General features: G+C 67.4%; 19 protein-coding genes. 12 read left to right on the top strand and 7 right to left on the bottom strand.

The window, feature by feature from the left end; genetic code table 11:
- Positions 1 to 216: 216 nt before the first annotated feature.
- Positions 217 to 1,338, bottom strand: coding sequence for a ring-opening amidohydrolase (locus ACQR1L_RS27695; RefSeq protein ID WP_434861089.1), 1,122 nt, complete (start codon positions 1,336 to 1,338; stop codon positions 217 to 219).
- A 118-nt stretch (positions 1,339 to 1,456) separates the two neighbouring features.
- On the opposite strand from ACQR1L_RS27695, the gene ACQR1L_RS27690 reads away from it, so the two are divergent.
- The 4 genes from ACQR1L_RS27690 to ACQR1L_RS27675 all read left to right on the top strand — a co-directional run bounded on the left by ACQR1L_RS27690 (position 1,457) and on the right by ACQR1L_RS27675 (position 5,300).
- Positions 1,457 to 2,260, top strand: a complete 804-nt coding sequence (locus ACQR1L_RS27690; protein WP_434861088.1) for an MBL fold metallo-hydrolase — start codon at positions 1,457 to 1,459, stop codon at positions 2,258 to 2,260.
- Positions 2,261 to 2,378: 118 nt separating this feature from the next.
- Positions 2,379 to 4,079: a hypothetical protein gene (locus tag ACQR1L_RS27685; protein ID WP_434861087.1), complete on the top strand. Its 1,701-nt coding sequence runs from the start codon at positions 2,379 to 2,381 to the stop codon at positions 4,077 to 4,079.
- 90 nt (positions 4,080 to 4,169) lie between these two features.
- On the top strand, positions 4,170 to 4,658 hold the full coding sequence (locus ACQR1L_RS27680) for a DUF427 domain-containing protein (protein ID WP_434861086.1): 489 nt from the start codon (positions 4,170 to 4,172) through the stop codon (positions 4,656 to 4,658).
- Positions 4,659 to 4,817: 159 nt separating this feature from the next.
- Positions 4,818 to 5,300, top strand: coding sequence for a hypothetical protein (locus tag ACQR1L_RS27675; RefSeq protein WP_434861085.1), 483 nt, complete (start codon positions 4,818 to 4,820; stop codon positions 5,298 to 5,300).
- A gap of 873 nt (positions 5,301 to 6,173) precedes the next feature.
- Here ACQR1L_RS27675 and ACQR1L_RS27670 read toward each other — a convergent pair.
- Positions 6,174 to 6,584: a hypothetical protein gene (locus tag ACQR1L_RS27670; protein WP_434861084.1), complete on the bottom strand. Its 411-nt coding sequence runs from the start codon at positions 6,582 to 6,584 to the stop codon at positions 6,174 to 6,176.
- 126 nt (positions 6,585 to 6,710) lie between these two features.
- On the bottom strand, positions 6,711 to 7,364 hold the full coding sequence (locus ACQR1L_RS27665; RefSeq protein ID WP_434861083.1) for an Mpo1-like protein: 654 nt from the start codon (positions 7,362 to 7,364) through the stop codon (positions 6,711 to 6,713).
- A 610-nt stretch (positions 7,365 to 7,974) separates the two neighbouring features.
- Here ACQR1L_RS27665 and htpG point away from each other — a divergent pair.
- A complete protein-coding gene (gene htpG, locus ACQR1L_RS27660; protein ID WP_434861082.1) occupies positions 7,975 to 9,852 on the top strand; it encodes a molecular chaperone HtpG in 1,878 nt (625 codons plus the stop codon).
- 24 nt (positions 9,853 to 9,876) lie between these two features.
- Here the strand turns inward: htpG and ACQR1L_RS27655 are convergent, their stop codons facing one another.
- The gene (locus ACQR1L_RS27655) at positions 9,877 to 10,866 is read right to left on the bottom strand and encodes a tripartite tricarboxylate transporter substrate binding protein (protein ID WP_434861081.1); all 990 of its coding nucleotides are present in this window, start codon (positions 10,864 to 10,866) and stop codon (positions 9,877 to 9,879) included.
- Positions 10,867 to 11,043: 177 nt separating this feature from the next.
- Between ACQR1L_RS27655 and ACQR1L_RS27650 the strand changes: the two genes are divergently transcribed.
- From ACQR1L_RS27650 to ACQR1L_RS27630, 5 genes are all read left to right on the top strand, one after another.
- Complete coding sequence (locus ACQR1L_RS27650) at positions 11,044 to 12,843, top strand: long-chain-acyl-CoA synthetase (RefSeq protein ID WP_434861080.1); 1,800 nt, start codon at positions 11,044 to 11,046, stop codon at positions 12,841 to 12,843.
- Positions 12,844 to 12,971: 128 nt separating this feature from the next.
- On the top strand, positions 12,972 to 13,217 hold the full coding sequence (locus ACQR1L_RS27645) for a phosphopantetheine-binding protein (protein ID WP_434861079.1): 246 nt from the start codon (positions 12,972 to 12,974) through the stop codon (positions 13,215 to 13,217).
- On the top strand, positions 13,204 to 14,592 hold the full coding sequence (locus ACQR1L_RS27640) for a class I adenylate-forming enzyme family protein (RefSeq protein WP_434861078.1): 1,389 nt from the start codon (positions 13,204 to 13,206) through the stop codon (positions 14,590 to 14,592). The genes ACQR1L_RS27645 and ACQR1L_RS27640 overlap by 14 nt, the downstream gene beginning before the upstream one ends.
- Entirely contained in the window at positions 14,585 to 15,316 is a 732-nt protein-coding gene (locus ACQR1L_RS27635) for an SDR family NAD(P)-dependent oxidoreductase (RefSeq protein WP_434861077.1), read from the top strand. The genes ACQR1L_RS27640 and ACQR1L_RS27635 overlap by 8 nt, the downstream gene beginning before the upstream one ends.
- Positions 15,317 to 15,391: 75 nt before the next feature.
- Positions 15,392 to 17,686 (top strand): heavy metal translocating P-type ATPase, encoded by a 2,295-nt coding sequence (locus ACQR1L_RS27630; protein ID WP_434861076.1) that lies wholly within the window; start codon positions 15,392 to 15,394, stop codon positions 17,684 to 17,686.
- A 3-nt stretch (positions 17,687 to 17,689) separates the two neighbouring features.
- On the opposite strand, the gene ACQR1L_RS27625 is transcribed toward ACQR1L_RS27630, so the two are convergent.
- On the bottom strand, positions 17,690 to 18,079 hold the full coding sequence (locus tag ACQR1L_RS27625; protein ID WP_434861075.1) for a hypothetical protein: 390 nt from the start codon (positions 18,077 to 18,079) through the stop codon (positions 17,690 to 17,692).
- A gap of 151 nt (positions 18,080 to 18,230) precedes the next feature.
- Between ACQR1L_RS27625 and ACQR1L_RS27620 the strand changes: the two genes are divergently transcribed.
- Complete coding sequence (locus ACQR1L_RS27620; RefSeq protein ID WP_434861197.1) at positions 18,231 to 18,947, top strand: MgtC/SapB family protein; 717 nt, start codon at positions 18,231 to 18,233, stop codon at positions 18,945 to 18,947.
- A 164-nt stretch (positions 18,948 to 19,111) separates the two neighbouring features.
- Here the strand turns inward: ACQR1L_RS27620 and ACQR1L_RS27615 are convergent, their stop codons facing one another.
- Entirely contained in the window at positions 19,112 to 19,915 is an 804-nt protein-coding gene (locus tag ACQR1L_RS27615; RefSeq protein WP_434861074.1) for an RMD1 family protein, read from the bottom strand.
- A gap of 128 nt (positions 19,916 to 20,043) precedes the next feature.
- Here ACQR1L_RS27615 and ACQR1L_RS27610 point away from each other — a divergent pair, with 128 nt between their 5' ends.
- Positions 20,044 to 21,192 carry a DUF3095 domain-containing protein gene (locus tag ACQR1L_RS27610; protein ID WP_434861073.1) on the top strand — a complete coding sequence of 383 codons (1,149 nt, stop codon included), beginning with the start codon at positions 20,044 to 20,046 and terminating at the stop codon, positions 21,190 to 21,192.
- 6 nt (positions 21,193 to 21,198) lie between these two features.
- Here the strand turns inward: ACQR1L_RS27610 and ACQR1L_RS27605 are convergent, their stop codons facing one another.
- The gene (locus ACQR1L_RS27605; protein ID WP_434861072.1) at positions 21,199 to 21,633 is read right to left on the bottom strand and encodes a DUF2147 domain-containing protein; all 435 of its coding nucleotides are present in this window, start codon (positions 21,631 to 21,633) and stop codon (positions 21,199 to 21,201) included.
- Positions 21,634 to 22,221: the final 588 nt, after the last annotated feature.

Here is a 22,221-nt window from a genome sequence, read left to right as displayed (position 1 = left end):
ACCTGATGCAGGTGAGAATTATTCGCAATCCTTCGTGCTGCCTCATTCCACGGTTTTTTGTTACCGTTCGCCGCTGAGAGGCGCATTATGTCGCAGGCCGGCGTCCAGCGAGTCCGAACTGCCGCCACGGTACCGGTGCGCTCCCCTCCCCCTTGCGGGGAGGGGAGCGGAGGCACCGGTGTTTGTGCAGGGGTTCCTGGGGGATCCAGACGGCGCTCAGCATCGCTCCGCGATGACCGCGACCGGCCCGCCGCCGTCCGGGCCCTGGTGCTCGGCGCCGCCGGAGACGAACAGATCGGTGAAGCCAAACAGGCCGGCGAGCGCGCCGCCGACAAAGGCCCGGGCATGCCGGGTCGAGGAGACGTCGCTGTCGTCCAGCATGGTGTGCCGCTGGCCGCGGACCCGGCCGCCTTGCGCCGCTTCTGCCTTGGCGAGCACCGCTGCGATGCGGCCGCGCTCGCCGGCCGGGACCTGGCCGGCCACGCCGAGCCCGAGCCGCGCGAGCGCCTGCCGCGCCGGCTCGATGTCGATCGCATCCGCCATCACGCCATGATCGATCGCGAGCGGCCCGCGCCAGTCGGCCGACATGCCGGCGACCATGATCTCGTGGTCGAGCAGTTCGACGCCGCCGGAGGTCGCAGCGCGCCGGCTGAAGCGCGAGAAATCGGAACAGATCATGGCATCGGACAGCTCGGCCAGCTCAAGCTCGCCGAGCGCGACGGCCACGCCCAGCGCCGAGGCGCCACGGGAAAATCCCATCGACTTCAGCGTGTCGCGAACGGCGGTGCGGGCGCCGCGCGCCTCCGCCGCCTCGATCCGCTCCATCGTCAGCAGCGGGCACTTGACCTGCACGTAGTGGACGTCGGCGGCGTCGCGGATGCCGGCGTCGGCCATTGCCGCGCGCACGCCCTCGGCGACCAGCTCCACCTGCCGCATGCGGCCGAGATGCTCGCTCGCCAGCACGCTTGTCCGCGCGCGCCCGAGCGCGAGCGAGGTCGCAAACCGCCGCGGCTCGTCGGACGCGCCGCTGTCCCGGCGCGCCTCGAACACGATCATGTGCGGTGACAGCGCGCCCTCGGTGCCGCCGGACATCACCATCGCGATCTCGCGCAGCGCATCGGCGGCGAGGTAGCGGCCAAGCAGCGCCTCGAGCGAGCGCACGGCGAAGGCACGGGTGAAATCATTGACGCAGCCGTTGCCCTCGGTCTTGCCGAGAATGGCGACGATGCCGGCGGGATCGATCGTGCCTTGCGCAATGGCAGATTCGAGCGCGCCGACATCATCGGGGCTGCGCATTGGCAGGCGGTGAACGAAGGCGCGGCGCGGCGTGGTCGGCATGTCCCGGGGCTCCTGGTCTGAACGGGCGGACGATAGGCCATCAGGAACCGGTGCGCGACCATGCCGACGCGCGGCCGCCATGCTATGCTTCACTCCTTGCAACCTCACGAGGTGATCGATGCCGCTCTGGACCTGCTTTCAATGCGGCGCGCAGTTCGCCGATACGCCGGCGCCGCCGCAGGCCTGCGTGGTCTGCGAGGACGAACGGCAATATGTGAACTGGAACGGCCAGCGCTTCCTCAGCCGGGACGAACTCGCCGCGAAACATCAGCTCGTCTGGCGCGACGATGACGGCCTGACCGGCCTCGCTCTGGACCCCGGCTTTGCGATCGGCCAGCGCGCGCTGCTGATCCCCGAGCGCGACGGCTGCGTGATGTGGGATTGCATCCCGCTGGCGACCGATGCGGCCATTGCGCATGTCCGCAGCCTCGGCGGCCTCAAGGCCATCGCGGTGTCGCATCCGCACTATTATGGCGCCGTCGCCGATTGGAGCGAGGCGTTCGGCAACATCCCGATCTATCTTCATGGCGACGACCGCGCCTTCGTCACCCGGCCGCATCCGGCGATCGTGCCGTGGACCGGCGATCGCATCGCCATTTCCGACGATGTGGTGCTGCTGCGCACCGGCGGGCATTTCGCCGGCGCCACCATGCTGCATTGGCGCGCGGGCGCGGCAGGCAAGGGGGCGCTGTTCGCCGGCGACATCGCGATGGTCGCGATGGACCGCCGCCACGTCAGCTTCATGTATTCCTATCCGAACTACATCCCGCTCGGCGCCGCCGCCGTGCGCCGCATCGCCGACGCGGTCGCGCCGCTCGCCTTTGATCGCATCTATGGCGCGTGGTGGCAGAAGAACGTGGCCAGCGACGGCAAGGCGGCCTTCGACCGCTCGGTGGCGCGCTATCTCCAGGCCATCGCCTGAGTGGCTCAGCCCCCGTAATTTAACGGGGCATTAGGTACAACCATAAGGCTGCGTCGCCGCTGCCTTGCAGTCTGAGATCGGATGGTATCGAAGTATCCCGGTGGGAGTGGGTACCTCGATGCGTCTGCAACCGTTCTGGTCGTTCGCCGGCCTTTCCGCGCAGGATCGACCCGGGCTGCCTGTCGAAGCCGGCGCGGCTCCGCAGACTCCGTCAGCTGCCACGACGCGCTCCCTTCCTCGCCTCTGGCTCGTCCTGGCGCTCCTGCTCGCAATCGTGCTCGCGACCCCGTTCCTGCTGGTCGACGTGCCGCCGGTGCTCGACTATCCCAATCACCTCGCGCGCCTGTTCGTGCTGGCGCATCCCGATGATCCCGTGCTGTCGCAGATGTACCAGCCGAACTGGCGCATCCTGCCCAATCTCGGCATGGACCTGATCGGCACGGCGCTGTTGCGTTTCACCGACGTTCATGTCGGCGGCCGCATTCTGCTTGCGCTCAGCCTGTTCGCGCCGCTCGCCGGCGTCGTGGCCTATCATCGCGCCGCGTTCGGTCGCTTGTCCTTGTGGCCGCTGGCCGCCGGCGTCATCGCCTATAACGGCGTCTTCCTGCTCGGCTTCATGAACTTCCAGATGTCGCTCGGGCTGGCGCTCGGCGGCGCCGCCGGCTGGCTGATGCTGCGCCGACGTGGCGATTGGTGGCTGCTGACGGCCTGGGGCATGCTCGCGGCGACGGCGACCTTCCTGTCGCACATCCTCGGCCTCGTCTTCTTCGCCGTGATCGTCGGCGCGGCCGAAGCCGAGCGGCTGTGGCGGCTGCGCGGGTCGACGGGCCTGCCGCGAGAGCTCGGACTCACAGCCGCGGCGCTCGCGCTGTCGGTCATGCCCGCGCTGACGCTCTATGCGCTCGGCCCGCTCGGCGAAGCCGGCGCGCGGCCCGGCCCCTGGCTGTGGCAGCCGAAGCTATGGTGGATCTTTGCTCCGTTCATGACCACCAGCACCGGGCTGACGCTTCTCACCGCCTGCGCCGTGCTGTCGCTGCTGGTCCTGATCCGCAGACAGATCGAACTCGCTCCCGGTCTCTTGCTCGCGCTTTGCGCGCTGCTGCTCGGCTTCGTCATCGCCCCCGCGAAGGCCATCAACGGCGTCTATATCGATTTCCGGATTGCCACGATGATGGGCCTGCTGCTGTTCGCCGGGCTGCAACCGCGGCTCAGCCGACGCGGCGCTGCGTATGCCGGGCTCGTGCTCGGGGCGCTTACGATCCTGCGCTGTGTCGATGTCGGCGCAGGCTGGATCGATCATCGTGATGATCTCGCCGAATTGCGTGCGGCGATCGCGCAAGTGCAGCCGGGAACGCGCGTGCTCGCGACCAATGGCGAGCTGGAGGGGATCGACGACGGCAGCCGAACCGAGCGGACCTTGCCCGGTGTCCATCGGGTCGATACGCATCTGGCGGCCCTGCTCGTGATCGAGCGCCGCGCCTTCTGGCCCCTGATGTTCGCGCATCCGGCGATGCAGCCGGTCATCGTGCGCGCGCCGTTCGATCAACTCGCCGAGCCGCTGGGAGAGCCGGTCGAATGGCGATGGCTGCGCGCGCCGGATCTGGTGTCCGACGGGCCGCCGCCATCCTATCTGGATCGCTGGCGGTCTGATTTCGACGATGTGCTTCTCATCGGTCCGCCGCGACGCCAGCCGACGGTCGCCGGATTGTCGCCGCTGTATCGCGGCAGCTATGTCCAGCTGTACCGGATCGAGCGCGCGCCGGGAGCCGACCTGACCTCGAAGAGCCCCGAGCCGGTGCGATCCAGGTCCAGCAGCTGATGCACGCTGATCCCTGCTGACGCCAGCGTCGTTCTGATCCCGATGTCGCCGGCCGGCCATGCGGGCTGGTCCGCATGCGGAGGGATCGGAATGCAGCGTATCGCGCCAGGACCAGGACAGGAATCGGTGTGGGACTATCCGCGGCCACCGCGACTGGAGCGTTGCACGGCGAGGCTGCGCGTCGAATTCGCCGGCGTCACGATCGCCGACACGCAAGACGGCTATCGCGTGCTCGAGACCAGCCACCCGCCGGTCTACTACATCCCGCCGCACCACGTTGCGATGCAGTGGCTGCGCCGCGCGCCTGGCCGCTCCTTCTGCGAGTTCAAGGGCTTTGCCGGATATTGGACGCTGGATGTCGATGGCCGCATCTCCGAGCAGGCGGCGTGGAGTTACGAGCAGCCGACCGCATCCTTCACGCCGATCGCGCGACATCTGGCGTTCTACGCGTCCCGCGTCGATGCCTGCTTCGTCGGCGAGGAGCGTGTTGCAGCGCAAGAAGGCGACTTCTATGGCGGCTGGATCACGTCGCGCGTGGTCGGTCCGTTCAAGGGCGCGCCGGGAACGCGGCATTGGTAGCTGCTGCGAATTGATCCGCGGTTTCGCGCCGTTCGTTTAAGCTGCTGGGATTCGCCCGGCGCGCTCCGGCTGACGCGGACACCCAGGCAGGGCGCGCGATGCGTGCTCTCCGCCGGCAGTCCACATGCATTCGGTCCACGCCGCTCCAGGGGGAACGCCATGCGACGGCTGATGAAGTTCCTGCATACGATGGGCGCGATCGGCATGATGGGCGCCATGGCCTGCCTGGTCGTGCTGCTCGGCCTGATCCCGCAGCCCTCGGTGTCGCTGTCGCATTATGCCGAGATGCGCGCGGCGATGGGGGCCATCGTCAACTACGTGTTCTTCCCCTCGCTCGGCCTCACTTTGGTCGCGGGCCTGCTCGCCATCGCCATCAACCGCGCCCTGCACAGCGCCGGCTGGGCGCTGGCCAAGCTCGCCTCCGGCATCCTCGTCTTCGAATGGGGCTTCGCCGCCGTGCAGGGCCCGATGCAGGAGGCCGCTGAAGAAGCCGCCCGCGCCGTCGCCGGCCAGATCGACCCAGCGACGCTGGCGCCAAATTTCGGCACCGAACAGGGCGCCATCTGGGTGATGCTCGGCGTCGCCACGGTCAACGTCATCCTCGGCGTCTGGCGCCCGAAGTTCACCAATTTGCCGGATTAGGCCACGCCCGCCGCTCCGCTCCCCTCCCCCTTGCGGGGAGGGGTCGGGGGTGGGGGTCCCCACCGGCAGTCTGTCGATAAAGCGCGATCGCTTTTGAGCCGGTGCGTCCCAACAAAGCTCATCGCCCGGAGACCCCCACCCCCAACCCCTCCCCGCAAGGGGGAGGGGAGCGCACCGCCCTCCGGGGGCGCACCTCGCACAATATCGGCGTCGAATACGACGCGGATCAAATTCGTTCTTACCGAAATTTATCTTGCTTCTTTTCCGAAATCATGTTTATCTCCCTCCATCCCGCCTCGAGCAGAGGGACGGACGCGTCGTCACGAACGTGAGGTGGGCTGCGATGGACGTGACGGCTGTGCCAGACGAGCACAGGCCGACGCGGACGGCGAAGTCGTGTGGTCCTGGCCTCTCGACGCTGAGGTCAAGTCCGCGGTCGTTGCTTGACGGCACACGCGGGCGATGGGGGCAAGAACGCCGATCCCCAGGGAGAGCACGAAGGACACCGTAAAACCATTGCGCGGGGGAGGCCGCTTGGTGGCCCGACCTGTGGTGACTGCCGCCTGCTTTCCTTGTTGCAGGCGGGCCATGGGCCGTGGTCAGCACCCGGCCTTCCCCGCGCCCTCTGCATCTGAGAGGGATGACGGCCGCACCACCCGGGCATCGCATGTGCCGCGGGAACGCGCCTACGCATGCGGATCAGTTCTGATGATGACGATGTTCGGAGCAGCGCATGCGGAGCACAGCGCGCGCGGATGCGACGTGGGCAAGCTTTCGGCCAGCAACCGAATGGCTGTCAGCGAGCGGTCGGGTTCTCGGCTGCCGATCGGGGACGGCGGCGCCGTGGCGCAGCCGTCGATGATGTCCGGGCTCTCAGAGCTGCGTCGCGCGCAGTTCGATCGTGACCGGCGTCGCCGTCCGCTTGCTGGCGGGATCGGCCGGCATCTGCAGCACGCGGGCGCGCTGGCCGGCGGCGAGGTCGGTGACCTTGACGATGCGGCCGTTGGCGAATTCGAGCGCGTCGTGATGCTCGGTCGGCTTGTTGGTGTCGACCTGGCGGAAACGGGCGAGCTGCGCGCCGACCTTGCGGCGGAAGAAGAAGCCCTTGATGCGGACGTCGCCTTCGAAGGCCAGCTCGGTGCCGGGCCGCAGGCAGACAGCGGTCAACGGATCGTTCTTGGTGCAGAAGCCGCGGGTCTCCGTGCCGGGAAAGCGACAGGAGACCAGCACGTCGTCGATCTTGGCATCACGGGAAGCGACAGTATGGAGGCTGTAGTCACACATGGAAAGCTCCTGAAGGCCACCAGCACTGAGGCCGCAACGGCGCAGCGGAAGAGTCGTTCCATGTTGTTGATGGTCGCAGCTGGTTCCACCGCCCGCGCGGCGGGCGGTGGAAGCGCGAGAGGCACATCAGGTGAGATGCGCGGCCTCCTCGGCGTCGTCGTCCTCCGCCGCGCCCCAATGCGAGGCGTCCTTGATGGTCGGGTCGATCAGTTCGCCGCGCAGCAGCGCCAGCGGCGACTTCCAGTACAGCGCGATGTTGTGGAACGGGTCGGTCAGCACCTTGAACGCCCAGATCAGGCCGGTCGAGACGTCCTGCGTCGCGAACAGCTGGATCACGCGAAACAGGCCGCCGCCGATGCCGACGGCGAGCCACAGCACGCCGACGTGGCGGATGAAGTCCGTGCGGGTCACCGGCGGGTCGAACAGGCCGAACAGCGTGGGGAAGGCGAACAGCGCGACCGGCACCAGGCCCCACACCGTCAGCAGCGCGATCTTGCGGCTCTGATTGTAGCCGACCTTGACCGCTTCCTTGTAGTCGTTGGTGACGTCGTTGACGTGGTCGTAGCCGTTCGGCTCGAAGAAGAAGTGCCCAGCCTGGCGCGTCAGCATCGCCAGCCAGCCGACCAGCCCGGCCATCGCCGGGTCCTTGAACAGCAGCGCGTAGGCGACGAGGAAGATCACGGCGCTGATCAGGTGCAGCGTCTGATTGATCCGGCTCTGATGATAGTAGCGATAGTCGTCGAAGCGCTGCGTCTGCAGGACTTTGTAGTAGCGCGGCATGCGAATCCCCGTGGCTTGGTGGAACGGGATCGAGCCGTAGATGGCTTCAGTGAAGCTGAGGTGACATTATGATGTTGTCACAATGAATGTGCCCGGTGCGGTGATAAATTTGTTGCATATGCAACAAATAATAAGCCCGGCGCATCAGGCGTATCGGACAACATGCGCCGGCTCCGCGAGTTCGGTCATTGATCCATGTCAACTGTGTTGCCTCTCCGCCAACCGCACGGAAGGTGCGCTCCCTCTCCCCGTTCTTCACGGGGAGAGGGTCGGGGTGAGGGGCAGCCGCACGGGAGGTCTAAGCGGAAGAGACGTGCCCCCCTTCCTGCGCATTTCTGTTGGGGACCTCGCACTTCTCTCTTCGGCAACGGGGAAGCATCCGAGCTCGGCGGCAAGCACCACCCGCGGAGCTGCCCCTCTCCCCGTGAAGAACGGGGAGAGGGAGCGCACCGCTCGTGCCGATGGAGCCGGGCACAAGCTCTCCCCCAGGGAGGCCAAGCGTGCCGCTCGGCCTCCGATCCGACCACCCCTCTCCCAAACTCTTGATCACGGCGGCGTCAGCGCTATATCGACGGTCTCTCCTCAACCGCGATTGCTTCCGGGAAGACGCATGACGATGACCGACACCGCCACCGTATCCCATCCATTTCAGGCCGAAGTCTCCGAGCTGCTGCATCTGATGGTGCACTCGGTCTATTCCGAGACCGATATTTTCCTTCGCGAGCTGATTTCCAACGCTTCCGACGCCTGTGACAAGCTCCGCTATGAGGCGATCGCCAGGCCCGAGCTGATCGGCGAGGGCGAGCCGCCGCAGATCCGCATCATTCCGAACAAGGACGCCAGCACGCTCACGATCGCCGACAGCGGCATCGGCATGGACCGGCAGGAGCTGATCGACCATCTCGGCACCATCGCCCGCTCCGGCACCAAGGCGTTCGTGCAGAAGCTGTCGGAGGCCAAGGACGGCACCGGCCTGATCGGCCAGTTCGGCGTCGGCTTCTACTCGGCCTTCATGGTCGCCGACCGCATCACCGTGATCAGCCGCCGTGCCGGCGGCAGCGAGGTCTGGACCTGGACCTCGACCGGCGGCGCCGGCTTCGAGGTCGCGCCGGCCTCCGAGGAGGATGCTAGCCGCGTGGCGCGCGGCACCGAGATCGTGCTGCACCTCAAGGACGACGCCAAGAAATATCTCGAGACCTACGAGATCGAGCGCATCGTCACCGCGTACTCCGACAACATCCAGTTTCCGATCATGCTGGTCGCCGCCGAGGGCGAGCCGCGCCAGATCAATTCGGCCAGCGCGCTGTGGCAGCGCTCCAAGTCGGAGCAGACGCCTGAGGACTACAAGACCGCCTACAAGTCGATCGCCAACGCCTTCGACGACCCCGCGATGACGCTGCACTATCGCGCGGAAGGGCGCTATTCCTACGCCGTGCTGCTGTTCGCGCCTTCGACCAAGCCGTTCGACCTGTTCGAGCCGGCGCGCAAGGGCAAGGTCAAGCTCTATGTCCGCCGCGTCTTCATCACCGATGATGCCGACCTGCTGCCGGCTTACTTGCGCTTCATCCGCGGCGTGATCGACAGCGAGGACCTGCCGCTCAACATCTCGCGCGAGATGCTGCAGAACAATCCGCAGCTGGCGCAGATCCGGAAAGCCGTGACCACGCGCGTGATCAGCGAGCTGGAGCAGCTCGCGGAGAAGGATGCGGAGAATTTCGACAAGATCTGGGACGCGTTTGCGGCCGTGATCAAGGAAGGCCTGTACGAGGATTTCGAGCGCCGCGACAAGCTGCTGGCGCTGTCGCGCTTCACGACGACGATCGGAGAACGGCGCTCGCTGAAACAGTATGTCGAAGGCCTCAAGGAGAACCAGACCGAAATCTACTTCCTGGTCGGCGACAGCCTGGAGCGGCTGAAGTCCAACCCGCGGCTTGAGGCCGCCAAGGCGCGCGGCATCGAGGTGTTGCTGCTGACCGACCCAGTCGATGCGTTCTGGACCTCGGCGCGGCTGGAGTTCGACGGCAAGCCGCTGAAGTCGCTGAGCCAGGGCGACATCAACTTCGAGTCCATCCCGGTCACCGAGGAGCAGAAGGCCGAGGAGGCGGAGAAGCCTCAGGCGGACGAGGCCAACACGGTGGCGCTGATCAAGGCGAGCCTCGGCGATCGCGTCACCGACGTGAAGGTCTCGACCCGGCTCACCACCAGCGCCTCGTGCCTGGTCGCCGGCAGCCATGGGCCGGACCGCGAGCTGGAGCGGATCCTGTCGCAGCAGGCGCGCGGCGCCCGCACCAAGCCGATCCTGGAGATCAACCTGCGCCATCCGCTGGTGGTGGCGATCGCCAAGGCGGCGGCCGACAAGGACAAGGTCGACGACATGTCGTTCCTGCTCCTGGAGCAGGCGCAGATCCTCGACGGCGAGCTGCCCGAGGATCCGGCCGCGTTCGCCGCCCGGCTCAACCGGCTGGTGCTGCAGGGCGTGGCGGGCTGAGGACGAGAGATGCGGGCGCGAAGATCAGTTCTTCGCGCTCGCCTGCGGCATCAGCTTGCGCCAGTGCATGATCTCGGCGTGGTAGGTCGCAGCATAGACGCCGGTGTCGCCGGCGAGCGGCGTCGCGCCGATCTCGGCGAAGTGCTGGATGATCTCGGGATCGGCGAGCGCGTCGTTGATCTCCCGGTTGAGCAGGTCGACGATCGGCTTCGGCGTGCCGCGCGGCACCGCGACGCCGTAGAAGCCGGAGGTCTCGAACGCCGGCAGCACGTCGGCGACCGGCGGCAGGTCGGGGAAGGCCGCGGCGCGTTCGCGCGTCGACACCGCCAGCGCCCGGACCTTGCCGCTGCGCAGCAGGTCGACGGCGGAGGCGGTGTTGTCGAACATCGCATGGATGTGGCCGGAGGCGAGGTCCAGCAGCGCCGGTCCCGAGCCGCGATAGTGCACGATGGACCAGCTGACGCCCGCCAGCGTCCGGAACAGCTCGGCCGACAGCATCTGGATCGTGCTCGGTCCGGCCGAGCCGACGCTGAGCTTGCCGGGATTGGCGCGGGCATAGGCGAGGAATTCGGGCAGCGTCTTCACCGGCAGCTGCTTGCTGACCAGCAGCAGCAGCGGCATGCGGGCCATGCCGGCCACGGGAATGAGATCCTCGTCGGGGGCGGGCGAGGCGCCGCTGGAGGCGGTGATGATGTTGGCGGTGGAGGTGGCGAGGATCGTGTAGCCGTCAGGGGCGGCGGTCGCGACGCTCTTGGTCGCCACGGCGCCGCCGGCGCCGGGCCGGTGGTCGAGCACGAAGGGCTGGCCGAGCCGGCGCGACAGCCGATCGCAGATCAGCAGCGACAGCCGGCCGGTGGCCCCGCCGGGCGCGAACGGAATGACCCAGGTGACCGGGCGCGCGGGATAGGGCGCCTCGGGCCCGGCGATCGCCGCCGCCGGAGAGATGGCCGCAGCGCTGCTCCAGGCGATGCAGCACAGCAGTGCACGTCGTGTGATCGTCGTGTCCTTGGGCATGCCGGCCTTCGCGTTGGCATGGTTTGGGAGTGGGAGACTAACCGGTATTTCCGAGAACTTCGTAAAGGATCGCATTCGCATCAACCACGCCCGACTCTTCGGAGGTTAACCCTGCTGCTTAACACCTGGTCAGTCCTGGCGACCTATAAGGACCGGGGATCTGAGGCGGTGGCAGGCATGAACTCCGAGCGCGCGAGCAACTCTGCGGAACTCACGACGCCCGTCCGGCGTCCGTCGACGGCGAAGATCTGGCTGAAGGCGATCGAGCTGACCGCACGGATCGAGGCGGAGCCCGCGCGGCTGTTTGCCGATATCGTCGACGACTGGGCCGCCAAGCAGCCCGAGAAGCCGGCGCTGATCTCCGACCGCGAGACCTTCACCTACGGCCAGCTCGCGGCCCGCATCAACCAATACGCCCGCTGGGCGCTGGCGCAGCACATCCGGTCCGGCGACACGGTCGCGCTGATGATGCCCAGCCGACCGGACTATCTCGCGGCGTGGCTCGGCATCAGCCGCGTCGGCGGCGTGGTCGCGCTGATCAACACCAATCTGGTGGGATCATCGCTCGCCCATTGCATCAATGTCGCGAGGCCAGCGCAGATCATCGTCGCCGACGAATTTCACGAGACCTTCGCCGGTGCGCAGCCGGAGATCGGAGCATCGCCGCGGGTCTGGACCGAGGATGAGCTGACAGCCGTTCTTGCCGAAACGGACGGCCATCCGCTTCCGTCCGCCGCGCGTCCGGCCGTCACGATCAACGACCGTGCGCTGCTGATCTACACCTCCGGCACGACCGGCCTGCCCAAGGCCGCCAGCATCAGCCATCGCCGCATCATGAACTGGGGCGGCTGGTTCGCCGGTCTGACCGGCGCCACTTCGGATGACCGGCTTTATGATTGCCTGCCGGTCTATCATTCCGTCGGCGGCATCGTCGCGCCGTGCAGCATGTTGCGCGCGGGCGCTGCGGCCGTGCTCGCGGAAAAATTCTCGGCGCGAAACTTCTGGCGCGACATCGTCCGCACCGACTGCACGCTGGTGCAATATATTGGCGAACTCTGCCGCTATCTGCTCGCGGCCGAGCCGTCCGAGTTCGAGCGCGCGCATCGGCTGCGGCTTGCATGCGGCAACGGCCTGCGCGGCGATGTCTGGGAGGCCTTCCAGTCGCGCTTCGCAATCCCTGAGGTGCTGGAGTTCTACGCCGCCACGGAAGGCAATTTCTCGCTCTACAATGTCGAGGGACGGGTGGGATCGATCGGCCGGGTGCCGTCGCTGCTCGCGCATCGCTTTCCGGCTGACATCATCAAGCTCGATGCCGACCAGCGCACGCCGCTGCGCGGACCCGACGGGCTGTGCATCCCCTGCGCGCGCGGCGAGATCGGCGAAGCCGTGGGGCGCATCGGCACCGCGGATGAAGGCGGCGGCCGCTTCGAGGGCTATACCGACACGGCCGAGACCGAGAAGAAGGTCCTCTGCGGCGTGCGGGCCAAGGGCGATGCGTGGTTCCGCACCGGCGATCTGATGCGCCAGGACGAGCAAGGCTTCTTCTACTTCGTCGACCGCGTCGGCGACACCTATCGTTGGAAAGGCGAGAACGTCGCGACCAGCGAGGTGAACGAAGCGATCCTGCAATGCCCGGGTGTTGTGGAAGCCTCGACCTATGGAATTGTCGTACCCGGTACCGACGGGCGCGCCGGTATGGCAGCGCTCGTGGTCAACGAGGATTTTGATCTCGAGGCGCTCTCGGTGGAGCTCGCGCGCCGGCTGCCGGCCTATGCGCAGCCCGTCGCGCTGCGCCTCACGCCGTCGCTGCAGGCGACCGAGACATTCAAGCAAAAGAAGCAGGATCTGATGCGCGACGGATTCGATCCGTCGCGTGTGTCCGATCCGATCTATCTACGTGAGGCCGCGACCGGTGCCTATCGCGCGCTCGACTCCGAAGGTTATGCGCGGGTCGTCGCCGGCGGGGTCCGTTTGTAGACAAGTTTAATCATAGGCGACGATGTGCATTTACCAACGCCCTCGAAACCTCCGGGCAAATACCGGGTTCTTTCACCATCGCCCCGTATCGTCGGTTGCATCGTTTTGAACAGCAAGTGGATTGACCCATGTCGGTACGGTTGAGGATCATTGCAGCCATCAAGCAGATCGCGGAGGAGCAGAAGGTCAAGCTGCCGCCGCTGACGGATGAACTGAGCCTGCATGAGACCGGCTTCGACTCGCTCGCCTTTGCCATTCTCGTGGCGCGGCTCGAGGATGATCTCGGTGTCGATCCCTTCACGCTGTCTGAAGAGGTCACCTTCCCCAACACGATCGGCGACTTCATTGCGGCTTACGAGAATGTCCCCGCGTGAAGTCTTCGCGCTGCGCGATCATCTCGGGACGGCGCTGACGGAACGGACGATCTCCGACCCGCGGCACGTCGTAGCGCTCGCGCAGCTCACGACACAGAGCTGCGTCGGAGGCCGGAGCGGCGAACTCGATGGCCGCTCCGTCCTGCTCGCGACCTCGGGCCAGCTGCTGGCAGGGCTCGCGCTGATCGAAATCGACGGCGTGGCCCGGCGCATGCTGCTGTGCCCGCCCGATCTCAAGAGCGAGCATCTCCCGAGCCTGATCGCCGATGCGGAGATCGATGCTGTCGTGACCGATGAGCCGGCGCGTTTCACCGGATGCGGCATCGATCTCATCATCCCCGTGGCTCTGCCGCGGCCTGCCTCGCGTCTCGCGCAGACCGTGCGTGCCACCGAATGGCTGATGCTGACCTCCGGCACATCAGGCGTGCCCAAGATCGTTGGCCATACGCTCGAGGGCCTGTGTGGCGCCATCATCGGCGACCGCCCCGTGCCCGGAGACGCGCTGCCGGTCTGGGCCACGTTCTACGACATCCGGCGCTACGGAGGGCTGCAGATTTTCCTGCGTGCGATCGTTGGCGGCGGCTCCATGGTGCTGTCCGACCCCGGCGAGGCACTGGCCGACCATGTCGCGCGTCTCAACGCGCGCGGCGTCACCCACATTTCGGGGACGCCGTCGCATTGGCGCAAGCTGCTGATGAGCGGCTCGGCCGCAAGCTTTGCGCCACGCTATGTGCGGCTCTCAGGTGAGATCGCTGACCAGGCCGTGCTCGACGGCTTGAAGCAGGCGTTTCCGAACGCCTCGGTCGGTCATGCCTATGCCTCGACCGAAGCCGGCGTCGGCTTTGCCGTCAATGACGGGCTGGAAGGATTCCCGGCTGCGCTGTTGGGCGAGGGACGCGGTGCGGTCGACATGAAGGTGGTCGACGGCTCGCTGCGCATCCGTTCGCGCCGCGCGGCACATGCCTATATCGGTCGCGCGGCCGCCGCGATCACCGACGGCGACGGCTATGTCGACACCGGCGACATGGTCGAGCTGCGCGGCGATCGCTACTACTTCGTCGGCCGGCGCAACGGCATCATCAATGTCGGCGGGCTCAAGGTGCATCCCGAGGAGATCGAGGCGGTGATCAACGGCCATCCGGAGGTCCGGATGTCGCGGGCCAAGTCGCGACGCAGCCCGATCACCGGCGGCATCGTCGTCGCCGAGGTCGTGCTGACGGCGGAGGCCGATTCCGCGCGGGTAGATGTCGTTCGTCACGAGATCCTCAGCCAGTGCCGCGAGCGCCTCGCCGCGCACAAGGTGCCCGCGATGATCCGCTTCGTGCCGGCGCTCGACGTCACCCCCGCGGGCAAACTGGCGCGTGCCGATGCGTAACGTTCTCGTCACCGGCGGCAGCCGCGGCATCGGACTGGCCATCGCGCGCAGGCTGGCCGGCGCCGGCTACGATGTCATCGCCGTGGCGCGTCGCGAGAGCGAGCAACTGCGCGCGGCCATGGCCGAGTTCAGTGCCAGCAGCGGCGGCATTCATTTCCAGGCCTGCGACCTCAGCGCCACCGACGCCATCCCGGCGTTCGTGAAGTCGGTGCGCGATGCCTTCGGTCCGATCTATGGCCTGGTCAACAATGCCGGCATCGGCACCGAGGGGCTGCTCGCGACCATGCACAATTCGGAGATCGAGGCGCTGGTGCGGCTCAACGTGCTGGCGCCGATGGTCCTCACAAAATACGTCGTGCGCCACATGATGGCGGCGGGCGAGGGGCGCGTGATCAACATTTCCTCGATCATCGCCTCGACCGGCTACAACGGCCTCTCCGTGTATGGCGCGACGAAGGCGGCCGCGAATGGCTTCACCCGCTCGCTGGCTCGCGAGGTCGGCAAGGTCGGCATCACCGTGAACGCGATCGCGCCGGGATTCATCGCGACCGAGCTGACCCAGAGCATGGACGCGGAGCAGCAGAAGCGCATCGCCGGGCGTAGCGCGCTGCGCCGGCTGCCGGAGACCGAGGACGTCGCCGCGATGGTCGAGTATCTGCTCGGCGACGGCGGTCGCAACGTGACCGGCACGGTGCTGACGGTGGACGCCGGCAATACCGCCTGAGCGGGTTGATTTCGCTCAAGCGCACCGGGGGCGGCAGCGGCGATAGTGGCGCCGCAATCCGGAAACCGGCATCCCATGTTCGAGCGCATCCTGCGGTGGACCCTCGTTGCAATCGCGGTGAGCGGCCTCGCCGCGGGCGGCGTCGCGTATCTGCTCGGCCGCTCCGACCTCGCCGGGATCGCCTTCACGGCCTCAACCGTTCCCGTCATCGCCGGCCTCATCGTCTCGATCATCCGCGACGTCCTTGCCGGCCGCATCGGTGTCGACGCCATCGCCCTGGTCTCCATGAGCGCGGCGATCGTGCTTGGCGAGCCATTGGCCGGCGCGGTGGTGGCGCTGATGTATTCCGGCGGTAACGTGCTCGAGGATATCGCGGTCGCCCGCGCCGAGCATGATCTGCGCGCGCTGGTCGATCGCGCGCCGCGCGAGGCGCATCGCCGTCGCGGCGACGACATCGACAACGTTCCCATCGCTGCCGTGATCATCGGCGATCGCCTGATGGTCCGGGCCGGCGAGATCGTGCCGGTCGATGGCGTGGTCGAGGCGGCGCTCGCGGTGGTCGATGAATCCGCGCTGACCGGAGAGCCGATCCCGGTGACGAAGACGCGCGGCATGGCGATCCTGTCGGGCTCGGTGAATGCGGGCGACACGTTCGAGATGTCGGTCACGGCGACGGCGGGAGAAAGCACCTATGCCGGCATCGTCAAGCTGGTCACGGCCGCGCAGACCGCCAAGGCGCCGTTCGTGCGGCTGGCCGACCGTTACGCGCTGATCTTCCTGCCGGTCAGCCTCATCATCGCGGGCGCGGCCTATGTCGCCTCGGGCGATCTGATCCGCAGCCTCGCTGTGCTCGTCGCGGCGACGCCCTGTCCGCTGATCCTGGCGGCGCCCGTCGCCTTCATCGCCGGCGTGGCTCAGGCCGCCCGCAGCGGCATCCTGGTCAAGGGCGGTGGCAAGCTCGAAGCGCTCGCGCGCGCGCACACCGTGCTGTTCGACAAGACGGGCACGCTGACCGTCGGCGGCGCGCGGCTGTTGTCGGTCGATGCGGCGCCGGGCGAGGATGCGGACGACGTGCTGCTGCTCTGCGCGTCGCTGGAGCGGGCCTCGCATCATGTGGTGGCCCACGCGATCGTGCAGGCCGGCCAGGCGCGGGGGCTGAAGCTGAAGGTGCCAGCGCAGGTCCGGGAGACGATGGGCTCCGGCCTGGAAGGTCTCATCGATGGCCGCGCCGTCATCGCCGGCTCGCGTGATCTGGTGCTTGGCTCCCGCACGCCGCCGCCCTGGGCCGCCCGCGCCATCCGCCGCGCCTCCTGGCGCTCCGCCCTGATCGTCTTCGTCGCGGTGGAGGGGCGGCTGATCGGCGCGCTGCTGCTGGCGGACGAACTGCGCGCCGACACGCCGCGCGCGATCCGCTGGCTGCGCCAGGCCGGCATCGCCCGCATGGTCATGGTGACCGGCGACCGCGCCGCGGCTGCGCAGGCGATCGGCGCCGCGCTCGACCTTGATGCCGTGCTCGCCGATCGCGTTCCGGCCGACAAGGTGGAGGCGGTCAAGAGCGAGCAGCGGCTGCATCCGACCATCATGGTCGGCGACGGCATCAACGATGCGCCCGCGCTGGCCTCGGCCGACGTCGGCATCGCCCTCGGGGCTCGTGGCGCCAGCGCCTCGTCGGAAGCCGCCGACGTCGTCATCCTGGCCGATCGTCTCGACCGCGTCGGTGAGGCGATCGTGATCGCGCAGCGCGCGCGGCGGATCGCGCTGGAGAGCATCTTCGCCGGCATGGGGCTGTCGTTCATCGCGATGGGCGCGGCGGCGTTCGGGCTGCTGCAGCCGGTGCCGGCCGCCCTGGTGCAGGAGGCGATCGATGTCGCCGTGATCCTCAACGCGCTGCGCGTGCTGCTGCCGGCCGGCCGCGGCAAGGCCGGGCAGATCACGGCCGAGGACGGTCGCGGGCTGCGGCATGACCACCAGGCGCTGCTGCGCGGCCTCGACCGGCTGCGCGGCATCGTCGATGCGCTCGACGAGGCCTCGCCCGAGAACGCGGTGGCGCTGATCATGGAGGCGAACGGCCTGGTCCAGGACAAGGTCGTCGCCCATGAGCGCGACGACGAGGGCTCGGTCTATCCCAAGCTCGCGCGGCTGCTGCAGGAGAGCCACGGCCTGTCGGCGATGAGCCGGGCGCATCGCGAGATCCTGCATCTGGCGCGGCTGCTCGGCCGCCTCGTCGAGGACCTGCCCTCCGAGCACGTCGACCGCTATCTGATCCGCGACGCGCAGCGCGTCATCGAGGCGATCGAGACGCTGGTGCGCATGCATACCGCGCAAGAGGACGACATCTACGAGGCGGTGGCGGCGCACGCCGCGGCCTGATCGTCACTTGGCTGGCTTGGGCAGGTCGATGCGCTCGCTGGCAAACTCCGGCGGCCCTTCGATCAGCCGGCGAATGCGGCGTTCGCGCTCGTCCTGGGGCAACGCCGGATCCAGCATCTGGTCGATCAGGCTGATGGTGCGTTGCTCGATGGCCGCCGGATCATCCATTCGCAGACGGCGCGGTCGCGGCGGCGGAGCGACGCCGAGGCCCAGCTCAAGCAACCGGCTGATGGCATCGGAACGCGTGATCTGGTGGGTCTCCGCCCACGCATCGATCTCGGCGGTGAGCTCCTGGGACAGCTTCACCGCGCTCACGGCATCATGTCCCAGCCTGACGGCGGGACTATAGTCCCTTCGCGTGTCGGACAATGACGTCATCTGCCTGTTGATCATGTCAGCCTAAAAGATGCAGGAGGGATTGGGATTTGATTTCGATCAAGGACGGCCTAAGAAAGCGGCCGTCGCGCGGTGGTCCGACTGCCCGATACCATCCTTGTCCGCGGTCGAGACGGCCGCGCGCGTGATCTCGAACGGCCCGTTGCCCATGCGATTCCTGCACACGTTCCAGCTCTATGATTTCCTCGACACCATCGTCAGCCTGTTCACGGCCTTCGTGCTGGGCACGCTGATCGGCGCCGAGCGGCAATACCGGCAGCGCAGCGCCGGCCTGCGCACCAACGTGCTGGTCGCCGTCGGCGCGGCCGCCTTCGTCGACATCGGCAATCGCCTGACCGGCGCCGATGGCGCGGTGCGCATCATCGCCTATGTGGTCTCGGGCATCGGCTTTCTCGGCGCCGGGACGATCATGAAGGAGGGGATGAACGTCCGCGGCCTCAACACGGCGGCAACGCTGTGGGCTTCCGCCGCGGTCGGCGCCTGCGCCGGCGCCGACCTGATCGCGCAGTCGCTGGCGTTGACGCTGTTCGTGCTCGCCGGCAACACGCTGCTGCGGCCGCTGGTCAACGCCATCGATCGCATCCCGCTGAATGCCAAGACCTCGGAGGCTCACTACAAGATCGTGGTGACCACCGACGTGCTGCATGCGGCCGAGCTGCGTGAGGCCGTCGATGAGCGGCTGGAGGCGGCGAGCTATCCGGTGCGGGAGACCGATGTCGTCTACCGCTCCGAGGACATCGTCGAGATCACCGCGGCGCTGGTGCCGCTCGCCGTGGAGAGCGCAGAACTCGACCGGATCGTCTTGGAGCTGGGCAGGCTGCCCGGCGTCCGTCATGCGACCTGGAGCGTCAGCGCGCTGGAGTGATGCGACGGCGCTCATGCGCCCCGCATCCAACAACGACGACGGTCTGCCCTCGTCATCCAACTCGCTCCCCGTGCTCCTCGTCGAGCATGACCGCAATGTTCCATCCGGCGGCTGAACCCGAGCTGAATGCCCCGGACTCGCGCGCCGTAGACAAACGCCTGGCGTCAATGGCCGGCGCGGGCGAAGATCTCGTAGAAGCCGAGCACGATCTCGCAGGCGATCAGGATGACGACGATGACCTCGAGCCGTAGCGAGCGCTTGGTGTCGATGATGTCGGCCAGCGCGGTCGCGGTCTCCGCGATCACCGCGAGCTTGCGGTTGAGCGTCTCCTCGCGCTCTTTCAACTCGTACTCGTCCTCGAGCCGCGCATAGAGCCGTTCGAGATCGGGCCGGTCCCACAGCACGTCGGGCTTCTCGCCGACGGCGACGCGGCCGGAGACGCGGTGCTGCACCAGCAGCGCCGCGCCGAGCAGCTTGAGCATCGCCACCCGGCTCTTTGAGGTCCTGCCCAGCGAGGCCAGCTCGCGCGCGAACGGCTCGATCGTGTCGAACACGGCTGCGATCTCGCGCTCGCTGCGGCCGAGCACCACGCTCTTGGCCAGCGCATCGGCGACGATCAGCAGCCGCTCGATCGACAGCTCCTTGACCAGGATCGGACCGCCGACCGGGATCGGCTCCTCGGATTCGCGGGCAACCTGGACCTTCGCCAATTCCTCCTCGGGCGGCGAAATCGGACCGAACAGCCGTGGACTCAACTGGTCCAGGACGTTGATCTCCTCGGCGACGGTCAGACCGATGAAGACGACCACGCCATAGCGGAACACCACCGCGATGCCGGTCTCGCCGATGCGCACCGCGAGCGGCGTGGCCGACAGCACCTGGCCTTCGAAACCGGCGGTATTGATGCGGTCCGCGATCTGCACGGCGCGGGCGGCGAGTTGGGGGACAGGCGGGGAGTCGGCACTCATGAGGCAAGGCTAGCACGTCGATGCCGACGGAACGATAACACGTGCCGCCTGACGCTTCCGGTCTGAACCCGCTTGACAGGGATGATCGTAGCTCCGCATGGAAGGCGCATTCCGACGGATGACCTCGCATGTCGAAGATCAGCTCTGCAGACTATTACGCTTCGATCCCGGTCTTTCGCGGCTTCTCGAGGCTGATGGATCCCGGGCTCTACAAGCCGGTGCCGGACGATTGGCTGATCGGCACCGCCGATATCGTCGATTCGACCAAGGCGATTGCCGACAAGCGCTACAAGGCGGTCAACATGGCCGGAGCGGCGGTCATCGCCGCGGTGACCAACGCGCTGGAGGGGCGCGAATTCCCGTTCGTGTTCGGCGGCGACGGCGCAAGCTTCGCGGTGGGCCCGGAGGATGCCGCCGCGGCGCGCGAGGCGCTGTCTGCGACGGCGACCTGGGTGCGGGAGGATCTCGATCTTTCGATGCGTGTCGCGCTGGTGCCCGTGACGGCCATCCGCGCGCAGGGCCTCGACGTGCGCGTCGCGCGCTACGGGCCGTCGGCCAATTTGTCCTATGCGATGTTCGCCGGCGGCGGGTTGGGCTGGGCCGAGGCGGCGATGAAGCGCGGCGAATTCGCGGTCTCACCGGCGCCATCGGGCGCGCAGCCCGATCTGTCGGGCCTGTCGTGCCGCTTCGAGGAGATGCCTTCGGCGCGCGGCTTGATCCTGTCAGTGCTGGTGCTGCCGGGCGCCAATGCGGATCCGCAGGCGTATCGCAAAGTCATCGAGGACATCATCACGCTCACCGAGCGGAGCCCCGACGCCGGGCGGCCGGTGCCGGCCGGCGGGCCCGCCCTGCGGTGGCCGCCGCAGGGGCTAGGCTACGAGGTGCGCGCCACGCGCGGCTCGGCCGTCTCGCGCTGGGTCCGCGTGATCGGGCGCACGCTGTTCGTCTATGCCGTTATGCGCTTCGGCATCAACATGGGTGGCTTCGTGCCTGTTCTCTACAGGCAGCAGGTCGTCGAGAATTCCGACTTCCGAAAATATGACGATGCGCTGCGCATGATCCTCGACTGCTCCGAGGATCTCGCCAAGGAGCTGGAGCGGCGTCTCAGCGAGGCCGCCGCCGATGGCATCGTGCGATACGGACTGCATCGGCAGGATACGGCGATGATGACGTGCTTCACGCCATCGGCCATTCGTCCCGACCACGTGCACTTCGTCGACGGTGCGCAAGGCGGCTACGCCTCCGCGGCGACCGCGCTCAAGACCGCGGCCGCCTGAGGTCGCTCAGCGCGCGCGGGTCCAGGTCTCGCCGCCGCACATCGCGCCGACGCAGCCCTCGACCTTCAGCGTGTCCGGGCCGGAGACCGAGATGTGGCTGGTGTAGCTCTGGCCGTCATCGGCGTTATAGATCTTGCCGGACCATTTGTTCGGCCCCTCGGGGTGCACGCCTTCGAACAACTGCAGCCCGATGATCGGACGGTTGGCCAGCGCGCGATTGGGATTCTTGTTGTCGACCGCCGGCTTGCCGGTGTCGGTGTCCATCGGCTCCTTCAGCCACACCACCGTGCCGCACAGATTGGCGCCGCACTTGGCGACCTTGATCTTGGCATCGCCCGCCTGGGTCAGCCAGGTGCCGGACGGATCGTCGGCGGCCAAAGCAGGTTGTGCGATCACCAGCGACGCGAAGGCGAGACCAGCCAGACGCAATTTCCAAATCATAATAACCCCCGTTCAAGCCGCGCCTGAATAACAGCAAACGGGGCAGTTGCAATCGGCGTGGTGCGGTTGTCCAAAGCGCGATCATCACGATCGGGTGCATTCGCGACGGGGTGTCTCAATTCCTTGCGCGGTTGTCTCATGGCCCCCGGGGATCGGGTCTCGCTATCGCGACAATCACCGCCGTCGTCCCGGCCTTGAGCCGGGACCCATACCCCCAGGGAGCAGTTTGAGGCAGACTGGCGATTGGCTTCTTCGCGCATCATTGTCGTCACGGCGTATGGGTCCCGGATCGGCGCCGCGACGCGCTGCGCGCATCACGGCTTGTCCGGGACGACGGCGGTTAAGTGGGACGGATTCACGGTTCAAACAGCTGAGGCGGGCGAGGGGCGTGCAGTCGTCGTCTCGCGGCACGTGATGCCCGAGGTCTGCGATCAGTTCGTCCCTCGCGATTATGCAGAGGGCGCAGGGAATGCCGGGTGACAGCCTCACCCATGGCCCGCCTGCGTAAAAAAATGCAGGCGGCAGGTACCACAGGCAAAGCCGAAACACGCCGGCATTCCCTGCGCGATGGTCTTCACGCTTATACGC

The sequence above is a fragment of the Bradyrhizobium sp. HKCCYLR20261 genome, assembly GCF_051168435.1.
Taxonomy (GTDB): Bacteria; Pseudomonadota; Alphaproteobacteria; order Rhizobiales; family Xanthobacteraceae; genus Bradyrhizobium.
Note: the sequence above shows the minus strand (reverse complement) of the source record. Positions and strands in the feature narration are given on the sequence as shown.

Bases quoted from the DNA above. Each gene is read 5' to 3' on its own strand.
- ACQR1L_RS27695 (WP_434861089.1), bottom strand. From the start codon at position 1,338: ATGCCGACCACGCCGCGCCGCGCCTTCGTTCACCGCCTGCCAATGCGC.
- ACQR1L_RS27690 (WP_434861088.1), top strand. From the start codon at position 1,457: ATGCCGCTCTGGACCTGCTTTCAATGCGGCGCGCAGTTCGCCGATACG.
- ACQR1L_RS27685 (WP_434861087.1), top strand. From the start codon at position 2,379: ATGCGTCTGCAACCGTTCTGGTCGTTCGCCGGCCTTTCCGCGCAGGAT.
- ACQR1L_RS27680 (WP_434861086.1), top strand. From the start codon at position 4,170: ATGCAGCGTATCGCGCCAGGACCAGGACAGGAATCGGTGTGGGACTAT.
- ACQR1L_RS27675 (WP_434861085.1), top strand. From the start codon at position 4,818: ATGCGACGGCTGATGAAGTTCCTGCATACGATGGGCGCGATCGGCATG.
- ACQR1L_RS27670 (WP_434861084.1), bottom strand. From the start codon at position 6,584: ATGTGTGACTACAGCCTCCATACTGTCGCTTCCCGTGATGCCAAGATC.
- ACQR1L_RS27665 (WP_434861083.1), bottom strand. From the start codon at position 7,364: ATGCCGCGCTACTACAAAGTCCTGCAGACGCAGCGCTTCGACGACTAT.
- htpG (WP_434861082.1), top strand. From the start codon at position 7,975: ATGACGATGACCGACACCGCCACCGTATCCCATCCATTTCAGGCCGAA.
- ACQR1L_RS27655 (WP_434861081.1), bottom strand. From the start codon at position 10,866: ATGCCCAAGGACACGACGATCACACGACGTGCACTGCTGTGCTGCATC.
- ACQR1L_RS27650 (WP_434861080.1), top strand. From the start codon at position 11,044: ATGAACTCCGAGCGCGCGAGCAACTCTGCGGAACTCACGACGCCCGTC.
- ACQR1L_RS27645 (WP_434861079.1), top strand. From the start codon at position 12,972: ATGTCGGTACGGTTGAGGATCATTGCAGCCATCAAGCAGATCGCGGAG.
- ACQR1L_RS27640 (WP_434861078.1), top strand. From the start codon at position 13,204: ATGTCCCCGCGTGAAGTCTTCGCGCTGCGCGATCATCTCGGGACGGCG.
- ACQR1L_RS27635 (WP_434861077.1), top strand. From the start codon at position 14,585: ATGCGTAACGTTCTCGTCACCGGCGGCAGCCGCGGCATCGGACTGGCC.
- ACQR1L_RS27630 (WP_434861076.1), top strand. From the start codon at position 15,392: ATGTTCGAGCGCATCCTGCGGTGGACCCTCGTTGCAATCGCGGTGAGC.
- ACQR1L_RS27625 (WP_434861075.1), bottom strand. From the start codon at position 18,079: ATGATCAACAGGCAGATGACGTCATTGTCCGACACGCGAAGGGACTAT.
- ACQR1L_RS27620 (WP_434861197.1), top strand. From the start codon at position 18,231: ATGCGATTCCTGCACACGTTCCAGCTCTATGATTTCCTCGACACCATC.
- ACQR1L_RS27615 (WP_434861074.1), bottom strand. From the start codon at position 19,915: ATGAGTGCCGACTCCCCGCCTGTCCCCCAACTCGCCGCCCGCGCCGTG.
- ACQR1L_RS27610 (WP_434861073.1), top strand. From the start codon at position 20,044: ATGTCGAAGATCAGCTCTGCAGACTATTACGCTTCGATCCCGGTCTTT.
- ACQR1L_RS27605 (WP_434861072.1), bottom strand. From the start codon at position 21,633: ATGATTTGGAAATTGCGTCTGGCTGGTCTCGCCTTCGCGTCGCTGGTG.